The following is a 12,805-nucleotide window of genomic DNA, read 5'->3' as shown; positions in this document are numbered from 1 at the left end:
AGACAGGAAGGCACGGCGGACGCCATGCCTGATCCGAACTTGCGCAAATCGTGTCTTGATCAATGAAAAACGCTCCCGTCTGCACAAGGCAGAGCGGGAGCGCGGTGCATCAGCAGCGAACCGCAGCCGTTGCCGGCCGCGGCCCAATGCCGTGCTTAGTCGGCAGAGGCGTCGCCAGCAGGTGCTTCGACGTCATCAGCCAGCACACCGGCCAGCTCGGCTTCTTCGGCTTCGGCGATGGCACGACGCTCGGCATCGTCCATTTCGTCCTTGGCCTTGCGAGCCTGGTGATAGGCCAGACCGGTACCGGCGGGGATCAGGCGACCCACGATCACGTTTTCCTTCAGGCCACGCAGTTCGTCGCGCTTGCCCATGATGGCAGCTTCGGTCAGAACACGGGTGGTTTCCTGGAAGGAAGCCGCAGAGATGAACGAGTCGGTCGACAGCGAAGCCTTGGTGATACCCAGCAGCACGTTGGAGTACGTGGCAGGCAGCTTGCCTTCCTTCTGCATCTGTTCGTTGGTGTTGAGCACCTCGGAACGCTCGACCTGTTCACCCTGGATGTAGGTGGTATCGCCAGAGTTCTCGATGATCACGCGACGCAGCATCTGACGCACGATCACTTCGATGTGCTTGTCGTTGATCTTCACACCCTGCAGGCGGTAAACGTCCTGCACCTCGTCCACGATGTAGCGCGACAGCTCTTCGATACCCAGCAGACGCAGGATGTCTTGAGGATCGGCAGGACCGTCAACGATGGACTCGCCCTTGTTCACCACCTGGCCTTCGTGGACCAGAATGTTGCGCTCCTTGGGCACCAGTTCTTCCCAGACCTTGCCTTCCAGATCGGTGATCTGCAGGCGGATCTTGCCCTTGGTCTCCTTGCCGAAGGACACAGTACCGGTCATCTCGGCCAGAGTGCCCTTGTCCTTGGGCGTACGGGCTTCGAACAGTTCGGCCACACGGGGCAGACCGCCGGTAATGTCGCGGGTCTTCTGACCTTCCACAGGGATACGGGCCAGCACTTCGCCGGGGCCCACGTCCTGGCCGTCGCGCACCTGAATCAGGGCGCCGACCTGGAAGCCGATCGTCACGGCGTGGTCGGTACCAGGGATCTTGACTTCCTGGTTGTTGGCGTCGATCAGCTTGACCTGGGGACGCACCACCTTGGCGGAGCCACGACGCTTGGGATCGATCACCACCAGAGTGGACAGACCAGTCACTTCGTCGACCTGCTTGGCCACCGTCAGACCTTCTTCCACATTCTCAAAACGCACTTGACCGGCGTATTCGGTAATGATGGGTCGGGTCAGCGGATCCCAGTTCGCCAGGATCTTGCCGGCCTTGATGGCTTCATCGGGCTTGATGGTCAGCACGGCGCCATAAGGCACCTTGTGACGCTCGCGCTCGCGGCCGTTTTCGCTGATCACGATCTCGCCGGAACGCGAAATCACCACCAGCTCGCCCTTGGTGTTGGACACATAGCGCATCGTGCTGTTGAAGCCGATGACACCATTGGACTTGGCTTCCACGCTCGAGGCGATGGCAGCACGCGAAGCGGCACCACCGATGTGGAAGGTACGCATGGTCAGCTGCGTGCCGGGTTCACCGATGGACTGGGCAGCGATCACACCCACGGCTTCGCCGAGGTTGATCAGGCCGCCACGACCCAGGTCGCGACCGTAGCAGGTGGCGCACAGGCCGAAACGGGTTTCGCAGGTCAGAGCCGTACGCACCTTGATTTCGTCCACGCCCTGGGCTTCCAGCTCTTCGATGGTGTCTTCGTTGAGCAGGGTACCGGCAGGCACCAGCACGGCACGGGTTTCGGGGTGCAGCACTTCTTCGGCGGTCGAACGGCCCAGCACGCGATCGCGCAGGGATTCGATCACTTCACCGCCTTCGACGATGGCGCGCATCAGATAGCCGTTGGAGGTACCGCAATCCTGTTCGTTCACGACCAGATCCTGCGTCACGTCCACCAGACGACGAGTCAGGTAACCGGAGTTAGCCGTCTTCAGCGCCGTGTCGGCCAGACCCTTACGAGCACCGTGGGTCGAGATGAAGTACTGCAGCACGTTGAGGCCTTCGCGGAAGTTCGCGGTGATAGGCGTCTCAATAATGGAGCCGTCAGGCTTGGCCATCAGACCACGCATACCGGCCAGCTGACGAATCTGCGCTGCGGAGCCGCGGGCGCCGGAGTCGGCCATCATGTAAATCGCGTTGAACGATTCCTGATCGACTTCGTTGCCGTGACGGTCGGTGGTCTTCTGGACCTTGAGCTGGTCCATCATCACCTTGGACACGTCGTCACCGGCCTTGCCCCAGATGTCCACCACCTTGTTGTAGCGCTCGCCGGAGGTCACCAGACCCGAGACGTACTGCTGTTCGATTTCCTTCACTTCGGACTCTGCGCGGGCCAGGATGTCGGCCTTTTGCGGAGGCACCAGCATGTCGTCGATGGAGATCGAGATACCAGCGTGCGTGGACAGACGGAAACCGTTTTGCAGCAGCTTGTCGGCAAACACGACCGTGGCCTTCAGACCGCACTTGCGGAAGGAGGCGTTGATCAGCTTGGAGATTTCCTTCTTCTTCAGCGCCTTGTTCATGTTGCTGAAAGCCAGGCCCTTGGGCAGGATTTCAGACAGCAGGGCACGGCCCACGGTGGTTTCCACGAGCGAGGTCACGGGCTCGAATTCGCCGGTTTCCTTGTTCTTGTTCCACTCGGTCAGGCGCACGCTGATCTTGGCGTGCAGTTCAGTCTCACCGGCATCCAGAGCGCGTTGCAGCTCCATCAGGTCGGCAAACACCATGCCTTCGCCCTTGCCGTTGATCTTCTCACGCGTGGCGTGATACAGACCCAGCACCACGTCCTGGGAAGGAACGATGGAGGGTTCGCCCGAAGCGGGGAAAAGCACGTTGTTCGAGGCCAGCATCAGCACGCGGGCTTCCATCTGCGCTTCCACAGACAGGGGCACGTGAACAGCCATCTGGTCACCGTCGAAGTCGGCGTTGAAGGCCGCGCAGACCAGCGGGTGCAGTTGCAGAGCCTTGCCTTCGATCAGGATGGGCTCGAAAGCCTGGATACCCAGACGGTGCAGCGTAGGCGCACGGTTGAGCATGATGGGGTGTTCCTTGATGACTTCTTCAAGGATGTCCCACACCACGGGCGTACCGGCTTCCACTTCCTTCTTGGCAGCCTTGATGGTCGTGGCGATGCCGCGCTGCTCGAGCTGCGCGAAGATGAAGGGCTTGAACAGTTCCAGCGCCATCAGCTTGGGCAGACCGCACTGGTGCAGCTTGAGGTAAGGACCCACGGTAATCACGGAACGACCGGAGTAGTCCACGCGCTTGCCCAGCAAGTTCTGACGGAAACGACCGCTCTTGCCCTTGATCATGTCGGCCAGAGACTTCAGGGCACGCTTGTTGGCGCCCGTCATGGCCTTGCCGCGACGGCCGTTGTCCAGCAGCGAGTCCACTGCTTCCTGCAACATGCGCTTTTCGTTGCGCGCGATGATTTCAGGAGCCTTGAGCTCGAGCAGACGACGCAGACGCGAGTTGCGGTTGATGACGCGGCGGTACAGGTCGTTCAGGTCGGAAGTGGCGAAACGGCCACCGTCCAGAGGCACCAGAGGACGCAGATCGGGAGGCAGCACGGGCAGCACTTCCATCACCATCCACTCGGGCTTGATGCCGGACTTCTTGAACGCTTCCAGCAGCTTCAGGCGCTTGGCGTTCTTCTTGACCTTGACTTCGGAGCCGGTCAGATCGTTGCGCAGGCGCTCGATCTCGACGTCGATGTCGATGCCTTCGAGCAGGTCCTTGATGCCTTCAGCGCCCATCTTGGCGGTGAACTCATCGTAGCCGTACTCGAGTTGCTTGGCGTCGTAGTCGTCCTCGGTCATGATGCTGAACTTCTTCAGCGGAGTCATGCCGGGGTCGGTCACCACATAGGCTTCGAAGTACAGCACGCGCTCGATGTCGCGCAGCGTCATGTCCAGCACCAGGCCCAGGCGCGAAGGCAGGGACTTCAGGAACCAGATGTGGGCGCAGGGCGCGGCCAGGTCGATGTGACCCATGCGTTCGCGACGCACCTTGGTCTGTGTGACTTCAACGCCGCACTTCTCGCAGATCACACCGCGGTGCTTGAGGCGCTTGTACTTGCCGCACAGGCATTCGTAGTCCTTGATCGGGCCAAAGATCTTGGCGCAGAACAGACCATCACGCTCGGGCTTGAAAGTACGGTAGTTGATCGTTTCAGGCTTCTTCACTTCACCGAAAGACCAGGAACGGATCTTCTCGGGCGAGGCCAGGCCGATCTTGATGGCATCGAAATGCTCATCAGGCGTAAATTGCTTGAACAGGTCGAGTAGCGATTTCATGTAACTCTTTCCTTTTCGTCAAAAATCATTGCAGCCACCGCTGGATTTGCCTTGGTTTCAGCAACGAACCAAGCGCAAATCCTTTGTTTTAAAGCGGTTGCAGCTCTCTGTTTAATAGGGCTTAAGAACGTTCGAGCTCGATGTCCAAGCCCAGAGAGCGGATTTCCTTGACCAGCACGTTGAACGATTCGGGCATGCCCGCTTCGATCGAGTGCTCGCCCTTGACGATGGACTCGTACACCTTGGTACGACCGACCACGTCGTCGGACTTCACGGTCAGCATTTCCTGCAGCACGTAGGCGGCGCCGTAAGCTTCCAGCGCCCACACTTCCATTTCACCGAAACGCTGACCACCGAACTGGGCCTTACCGCCCAGAGGCTGTTGCGTCACCAGCGAGTAAGGACCGGTGGAGCGGGCATGCATCTTGTCGTCGACCAAGTGGTGCAGCTTCAGGTAGTGCATATAGCCCACGGTGGTCGGACGCTCGAAGCGCTCGCCAGTACGGCCGTCATACAGATAAGCCTGAGTGCGTGTCTCAGTCAGACCCTTGGCGGCAGCGATGTCGTCAGGGTAGGCCAGCTTCAGCATGTCCTTGATTTCGGCTTCGGAAGCACCGTCGAACACCGGCGTTGCGAATGGCACGCCCGTGGTCAGTTCCTTGGCCATGGACATGACTTCGCCGTCGTCCAGCTGAGACAGCTCTTCCTTGCGACCGCTGCGGTTGTAGATCTCTTCCAGGAAGGCGCGCACTTCAGCAGCACGGGCTTCCTTTTGCAGCATGTCGCCAATGCGCTGGCCCAGACCCTTGCCGGCCCAGCCCAAGTGCACTTCCAGCACCTGACCGATGTTCATACGCGAAGGCACGCCCAGCGGGTTCAGCACGATGTCGGCGGTGGAGCCATCAGCCAGGAAAGGCATGTCTTCCACAGGAGTGATCTTCGAGACCACACCCTTGTTACCGTGACGGCCGGCCATCTTGTCACCAGGCTGCAGACGACGCTTGACGGCCAGGTAGACCTTGACCATCTTCAGCACGCCGGCAGGCAGTTCGTCGCCCTGGGTGAGCTTCTTGCGCTTTTCTTCGAACGCCAGGTCGAAGGTGTGACGCTGCTGCTCGATGGAGTTCTTGATGGACTCCAGCTGAGCGGCCACATCGTCTTCGGCAGGACGAATGTCGAACCAGTGGAACTTCTCCACGCCGTCCAGATAGGCCTTGTCGATCTTGGCGCCCTTGGACAGTTTCTGAGGACCACCGTTGGCCACGCGGCCGGTCAGCAGCTTCTCGATACGGTCGAAAGCGTCGGCTTCCACAATGCGCAGCTGATCGTTCAGGTCCAGGCGGAAGCGCTTGAGTTCATCGTCGATGATCTGCTGGGCGCGCTTGTCGCGCTGGATGCCTTCACGCGTGAACACCTGCACGTCGATCACGGTGCCTTGCGAGCCCTGATCCACACGCAGAGAAGTGTCCTTCACGTCGGAAGCCTTCTCGCCGAAGATGGCGCGCAGCAGCTTCTCTTCAGGCGTCAGCGTGGTCTCGCCCTTGGGGGTGACCTTGCCCACCAGCACGTCGCCGGGTTGCACTTCGGCGCCCACGTAGATGATGCCGGACTCGTCCAGGCGGTTCAGTTGCTGCTCGGACAGGTTGGGGATGTCGCGTGTGATTTCTTCGGCACCCAGCTTGGTGTCGCGAGCCATCACCACCAGCTCTTCGATGTGGATCGAGGTGTAGCGATCGTCAGCCACGATGCGCTCGTTGATCATCACCGAGTCTTCGTAGTTGTAGCCGTTCCAGGGCATGAACGCGATCAGCATGTTCTGGCCGATGGCGATTTCGCCGAGGTCGGTCGAAGCGCCGTCCGCCAGCACATCACCCTTGGCCAGCTTGTCGCCACGGCTGACGATGGGGCGCTGGTGGATGTTGGTGTTCTGGTTGGAGCGCTGATACTTGATCAGGTTGTAGATGTCCACACCGACTTCACCGGCCACGGCTTCGTCGTCGTTCACACGGATCACGATGCGGGTCGCGTCGACATAGTCCACGATACCGCCGCGCTTGGCAGTGACCACGGTGCCGGAGTCCACGGCGGCAACGCGCTCGATGCCGGTACCGACCATGGGCTTTTCAGGACGCAGCACAGGCACGGCCTGACGCGACATGTTGGCGCCCATCAAGGCACGGTTCGCATCGTCGTGTTCCAGGAAGGGAATCAGCGAAGCAGCCACGGACACGATCTGCGCAGGCGACACGTCCATGTATTGCACGCGCTCGGCCGACACCAGGGTCGATTCACCAGCTTCACGGGCCGACACCAGCTCGCCCACCAGATTGCCTGCGGCATCCAGATCGGCGTTGGCCTGGGCGATCACGTACTTGCCTTCTTCGATAGCCGACAGGTAGTCGATGTCCATCGTCACCTTGCCGTCCACCACGCGACGGTACGGGGTTTCGATGAAACCGTACTCGTTCAGGCGGGCGTACAGAGCCAGCGAGTTGATCAGACCGATGTTGGGACCTTCAGGCGTTTCGATAGGGCAGACGCGACCGTAGTGGGTCACGTGCACGTCACGCACTTCAAAGCCGGCACGTTCGCGGGTCAGACCGCCTGGGCCCAGGGCGGAAACACGACGCTTGTGCGTGATTTCTGCCAGAGGGTTGGTCTGGTCCATGAACTGCGACAGCTGCGAGGCACCGAAGAACTCCTTCAGGGCCGCAGAGATGGGCTTGGAGTTGATCAGGTCGTGAGGCATCAGAGGCTCTTGCTCGGCCTGACCCAGACGTTCCTTCACAGCCTTTTCGATACGAGCCAGACCGGTGCGGTACTGGTTTTCGGCCAGTTCGCCCACGCAACGCACACGGCGGTTGCCCAGGTGGTCGATATCGTCGACTTCGCCACGGCCATTGCGCAGGTCCACCAGAATCTTGACCACAGCCAGGATGTCTTCGTTGGACAGCACCATGGGACCGGTCGCGCCTTCGCGGCCGATCTTGGCGTTGAACTTCATACGGCCCACGCGCGACAGATCATAGGTGTCGGCGTTGTAGAACAGGCGCTGGAACAGGGCCTGCACGGCGTCCTCGGTAGGAGGCTCGCCAGGGCGCATCATGCGGTAGATGGCAACGCGGGCAGCGAACTCGTCCACGGTTTCATCGGTGCGCAGGGTCTGCGAGATGTAGGCGCCTTGGTCCAGTTCGTTGGTGTAGATGCACTGAACGTCCTGCACACCGGCGCTGCGCAGCTTCTTGAGCAGGGCTTCGGTCAGTTCTTCGTTGGCCTTGGCGATGATTTCACCGGTGTCGGGATCAACGATGTTCTTGGCCAGCACACGACCCAGCAGGAAGTCTTCAGGCACGCTGACGAACTTGGTGCCGGACTGCTCCAGCTCGCGGGTGTGGCGAGCGGTGATGCGCTTGTCCTTGGCGACCACGACCTTGCCGGACTTGTCGGTGATGTCGAAACGCGCGACTTCGCCCTTCAGGCGATCGGCCACGAATTCCATCTGGGCACCGCTGTCCATCAGGCGGAAGTTGTCGTTCACGAAGAACGTTGCCAGGATGGTCTCGGGCGTCATGCCGATGGCCTTCAGCAGGATCGACACAGGCATCTTGCGGCGACGGTCGACGCGGAAGTACAGCAGATCCTTGGGGTCGAACTCGAAGTCCAGCCAGGAGCCGCGGTAAGGAATGATGCGAGCCGAGAACAGCAGCTTGCCCGAGCTATGGGTCTTGCCCTTGTCGTGTTCGAAGAACACGCCAGGCGAACGGTGCAGCTGAGACACGATCACGCGCTCGGTACCGTTGATGATGAACGAACCCTTGTCGGTCATCAGGGGCACTTCGCCCATGTAGACCTCTTGTTCCTTCACTTCCTTGACCACCTTGGACTGAGCCGTGGAGGACTCGCGGTCATAGATGATCAGTTGAACCTTGGCGCGGACAGCGGAGGCGAAGGTCAGACCACGGGTCTGGCATTCACGCACGTCGAAAGCGGGCTTGGCGAGGTTGTACTCGACAAACTTCATCTCCACAAAACCATTGTGGGAGACGATGGGGAAGGCGGAATTGAAGGCCGCTTGCAGGCCATCAATGGTACGTTTTTTGGGGGCTACATCTGCCTGCAGGAATGCTGTATAGGCATCTTTTTGCATCTGCAGCAGATAAGGCACTTCGAGCACGCTATCGCGGCTCCCGAAGCTTTTGCGGATTCGCTTGCGTTCGGTATAAGAATAGGCCATGAGATCTCCGGGCAAAGACATGAGTCCTGGGTCTGCGACGACTGCCCCACAGGGTTCTCCTGCGGGCTTGGCGGTTGGCCACTACCAACCATGGCTGACGGCGATGCGTTGCACATCGCCCGAACCAAGGCATCTTCTGCTGTCGGATTGTCAGAAGACACTAAAAAGCAGACTCCCTAGGAAACCTGCTTTCTGGTGTGTTCTTTCAGCGCGTTCCACAAGCGCCAAAGGCTGGAGACCCTTTTACGAGTCTCCAGCCCTTGATTTCACTGAATTACTTCAGTTCAGCCTTAGCACCGGCTTCCACCAGCTTCTTCACAGCGGCTTCAGCGTCAGCCTTGGGAGCGGCTTCCTTCACGGTCTTGGGAGCGCCGTCGACCAGGTCCTTGGCTTCCTTCAGACCCAGGCCGGTGATTTCACGCACAGCCTTAATCACGGACACCTTGTTGGCGCCAGCTTCGGTCAGCACAACGTTGAATTCGGTCTTTTCTTCAGCAGCAGCAGCGCCACCAGCAGCGCCGCCAGCAGCGGGAGCAGCCATAGCAGCGGCGGACACGCCAAACTTCTCTTCAATAGCCTTGACCAGGTCGTTCAGTTCCAGAACAGTCATGCTGTCCAGGGCGGTCAGGAATGCGTCTTTATCGAATGCCATTTTGATTTCCTAAAATTGGTTGGTTTTGCCGAGCACTCAGGCTGCGGCTGGTTCGGCTGCCGCTTCGGCAGAGCCTTCGCCCTTCTTGGCCGCCAGAGCGCCCAGCACAACGGCTGTACGCGAAATAGGCGACATGAGCAAGCCGCACAGTTGTGCGAGCAGTACTTCCTTAGAGGGGATGTTTGCCAGTTGCTTAACGCCGTCGACGTCCAGGGCCTTACCTGCAAACGCACCACCGCGAATCACCAACTTGTCGTTGGTCTTCGCGAAGTCGGCCACCACCTTGGCGGCAGCCACTGCGTCTTCAGAGAAGCCATAGATCAGGGGACCAGTCATCTGGTCAACCACCACGTCAAACGCGCTACCGGCAACAGCACGGCGGGCCAGGGTGTTCTTCAACACGCTCAGGCTCACACCCTTGCTGCGAGCATCGGCACGCAGTTTGGTCATGTCGGCGACCGTGATGCCACGGTATTCCGCGATCACAAGCGTTTGAGCTTTAGCGGCGAGGCTGGTCACTTCGGAAATGACCGCTTCTTTCTCACTGCGATTCAGACTCAAGGTCTACTCCTTCAAATGCATATACAAGGCAAGCCCTGCATACACGCTCTTGTTGCAGCGACCAACTGTTTAGGAAAAATTTCCATCTGCAGCGGGATCGCCATCTGCGTTGGCCTTCGTGATTAAGTGATCAAATCACACCAACGGTCTTGGATGACCTGCAGGAGCAACAACTCCCGCAGCCCACCACACCAGATGAGCCAGGCTCATCTGACGATTTCTAGCAATTACGCCGAGATGGATTGTGTATCGACGCGAACGCCCACACCCATGGTCGACGACACCGCCACCTTGCGCAGGTACTGACCCTTGCTGGAAGCAGGCTTGGCCTTGTTCAGCGCATCGATCAGAGCAGCCAGGTTACCCTGCAGCTTGTCGGCGTCGAACGAGCGGCGACCGATCGTGCCGTGCACGATACCGGCCTTGTCCACGCGGAACTGCACTTGACCAGCCTTGGCGTTCTTCACGGCCGTAGCGACGTCAGGAGTCACGGTGCCAACCTTGGGGTTAGGCATCAGGCCGCGGGGGCCCAGGATCTGACCCAGCTGACCCACAACGCGCATAGCGTCGGGAGCAGCGATCACCACGTCGAAGGGCATGTCACCGGCCTTGACTTGAGCAGCCAGGTCGTCCATACCGACCACGTCAGCGCCGGCGGCCTTGGCTTCTTCAGCCTTGGCGCCTTGTGCGAACACAGCCACGCGAGCAGTCTTGCCGGTACCGTGAGGCAGAACCACGGCGCCACGCACCACTTGGTCCGACTTCTTGGCATCCACGCCCAGTTGCACGGCCACGTCGATGGATTCATCGAACTTGGCAGTTGCAGCTTCCTTCACCAGCGCCACGGCGTCAGCGAAAGAGTACAGCTTGTTGGAATCAACCTTGCCCTGGAGAGCTTTTTGCTTCTTGGTCAACTTGGCCATTTACACACCCTCCACGATCACGCCCATCGAACGGGCAGAACCAGCCAGCGTACGCACAGCAGCGTCAACGTCAGCGGCGTTCATGTCCTTCAGCTTGGTCTTGGCGATTTCTTCCAGCTGAGCACGTGTGATCTTGCCGACCTTGTTCTTCAGAGGATTGGAAGAACCCTTGTCCAGCTTCACAGCCTTCTTGATCAGAACGGTTGCGGGAGGAGTCTTGATGACGAACGTGAAGCTCTTGTCAGCAAAAGCCGTGATCACCACGGGCAGAGGCAGGCCGGGCTCGACACCTTGGGTCTGGGCGTTGAACGCCTTGCAGAATTCCATGATGTTGAGGCCGCGCTGACCCAGCGCAGGACCGATGGGAGGAGAAGGATTGGCCTTACCAGCTGGCACTTGCAGCTTGATGAAGCCGACGATTTTTTTCGCCATGTTGAGCTCCTTACGGGTATAGCGCCACTTGCAATGCGTGCAAGCAGCTCCCCGAGGTTGCTGACTCTACAAAAAAAGCTTCGCATCGAGTCAAAAAATGCGAAGCCCTAGATTCTATTGCGAATCTCAAGTTTTCTCAACTTGAGAGAATTCCAATTCCACAGGAGTTGCGCGGCCAAAGATGGTGACCGACACACGCAGACGGTTCTTTTCGTAGTTGACTTCCTCGACGGAGCCGTTGAAGTCTGCGAAAGGACCTTCCTTGACACGGACCATTTCGCCAACCATGAACTCGACCTTGTGGCGAGGCTTCTCGGTGCCTTCCTGCATCTGGTCGACGATCTTGCGAACTTCTTCCTCGGAGATGGGAGCAGGACGATTCTTGGCGCCACCAACGAAACCGGTCACCTTGCTGGTGTGCTTCACCAGGTGCCATGTATCGTCATCCATCACCATTTCGACGAACACATAACCGGGGAACAGACGGCGCTCTGTCGTGCGACGGGTGCCGTTGCGCATTTCCACAACTTCTTCAGAAGGCACCAGGATGCGGCCAAACTTGGACTGCATGTCCGAGCGCGCAATACGCTCGGCAATATTGCGCTCGACAGCCTTCTCCATACCCGAATAGGCATGGACGATATACCAGCGCAGATCGGGGTTGGCGGGTCCCGCCGTTCCACCATTCACATCTGTTTCGACTGCATCAGCCATTACTTCCTCCAGCCCAAAATCAAGTCGTACAAGACCCATTCAAGCGTCTTATCGGTGAACCACAAGAACAAGGCCATCACCACCACGAAGGCAAAGACATACAGAGTCATCTGCATGGTTTCCTTGCGTGTGGGCCAGACCACCTTCTTCACCTCACGCCAAGCATCACGGGCAAAGCCAATGAAGCGCTTACCCGGCTCAGAGATCAGAAACACGCCAGCAGCCAGAGCTAGGCCGACAATCAACGTCGCCCACTGCACCAGTGCGCCTTGCTTGCTCAACAGATAAAAGCCAGCAATAGAAGCAACAACTAAAGCCGCAACAGCGGCTATTTTTGCTTTGTCAGCTGCAGAGCTGACTGTTTCAACCTGAGTAGTGGCCATATTTTGTTTCAAATGCACAAAAATGTGCAATTTCAAGACACAAAAGCCCGCCAAAGGCGGGCTCTTGTTGATTCCACCATTAAGAGGTGGCAGGGGCAGTAGGAATCGAACCTACAACCTTCGGTTTTGGAGACCGACGCTCTGCCAATTGAGCTATACCCCTACAAAATCAATTATGCAATGATCGTGGCAACCACACCGGCACCCACAGTACGACCACCTTCGCGGATAGCGAAACGCAGACCTTCTTCCATGGCGATGGGGGCGATCAGCTTCACGGTGATCGACACGTTGTCGCCAGGCATCACCATTTCCTTGCCTTCGGGCAGTTCGATGGAGCCGGTCACGTCAGTTGTACGGAAGTAGAACTGGGGACGGTAGTTGTTGAAGAAGGGAGTGTGGCGACCGCCTTCGTCCTTCGACAGCACGTAAACTTCAGCAGTGAAGTTGGTGTGGGGCTTGATGGAGCCGGGCTTGCACAGCACTTGGCCGCGTTCCACGTCTTCACGCTTGGTGCCGCGCAGCAG

General features: G+C 58.9%; 9 protein-coding genes and 1 tRNA gene. All 10 read right to left on the bottom strand.

From position 1 onward, the window contains the following. Positions 1-155: 155 nt before the first annotated feature. The gene (gene rpoC, locus DJFAAGMI_RS24030) at positions 156-4,379 is read right to left on the bottom strand and encodes a DNA-directed RNA polymerase subunit beta' (protein ID WP_003065685.1); all 4,224 of its coding nucleotides are present in this window, start codon (positions 4,377-4,379) and stop codon (positions 156-158) included. Between the two features lie 121 nt (positions 4,380-4,500). After that, entirely contained in the window at positions 4,501-8,613 is a 4,113-nt protein-coding gene (gene rpoB, locus DJFAAGMI_RS24025; protein WP_003059330.1) for a DNA-directed RNA polymerase subunit beta, read from the bottom strand. A gap of 274 nt (positions 8,614-8,887) precedes the next feature. Next, entirely contained in the window at positions 8,888-9,265 is a 378-nt protein-coding gene (rplL, locus tag DJFAAGMI_RS24020) for a 50S ribosomal protein L7/L12 (RefSeq protein WP_003059332.1), read from the bottom strand. A gap of 36 nt (positions 9,266-9,301) precedes the next feature. Continuing rightward, positions 9,302-9,826, bottom strand: coding sequence for a 50S ribosomal protein L10 (gene rplJ, locus DJFAAGMI_RS24015; RefSeq protein ID WP_211459765.1), 525 nt, complete (start codon positions 9,824-9,826; stop codon positions 9,302-9,304). Positions 9,827-10,053: 227 nt separating this feature from the next. Beyond that, a complete protein-coding gene (rplA, locus tag DJFAAGMI_RS24010; protein ID WP_043006654.1) occupies positions 10,054-10,749 on the bottom strand; it encodes a 50S ribosomal protein L1 in 696 nt (231 codons plus the stop codon). After that, positions 10,750-11,181 (bottom strand): 50S ribosomal protein L11, encoded by a 432-nt coding sequence (gene rplK, locus DJFAAGMI_RS24005; protein WP_003059339.1) that lies wholly within the window; start codon positions 11,179-11,181, stop codon positions 10,750-10,752. A 126-nt stretch (positions 11,182-11,307) separates the two neighbouring features. Then, complete coding sequence (nusG, locus tag DJFAAGMI_RS24000; protein ID WP_003059340.1) at positions 11,308-11,895, bottom strand: transcription termination/antitermination protein NusG; 588 nt, start codon at positions 11,893-11,895, stop codon at positions 11,308-11,310. Beyond that, positions 11,895-12,278: a preprotein translocase subunit SecE gene (gene secE, locus DJFAAGMI_RS23995; protein ID WP_003059341.1), complete on the bottom strand. Its 384-nt coding sequence runs from the start codon at positions 12,276-12,278 to the stop codon at positions 11,895-11,897. Before secE ends, nusG begins: the two co-directional genes overlap by 1 nt. Positions 12,279-12,365: 87 nt before the next feature. Continuing rightward, a tRNA-Trp gene (locus DJFAAGMI_RS23990) sits at positions 12,366-12,441 on the bottom strand. Positions 12,442-12,451: 10 nt separating this feature from the next. Next, on the bottom strand, positions 12,452-12,805 hold a 354-nt coding region (locus tag DJFAAGMI_RS23985), incomplete at its 5' end, for an EF-Tu C-terminal domain-related protein (RefSeq protein ID WP_472924651.1).

It is taken from the genome of Comamonas brasiliensis (genome assembly GCF_018292285.1).
Taxonomy (GTDB): domain Bacteria; phylum Pseudomonadota; class Gammaproteobacteria; order Burkholderiales; family Burkholderiaceae_C; genus Comamonas; species Comamonas brasiliensis.
The sequence above is the reverse complement of the archived record's forward strand: the minus strand, read 5'-3'. Positions and strand labels throughout refer to the sequence as shown.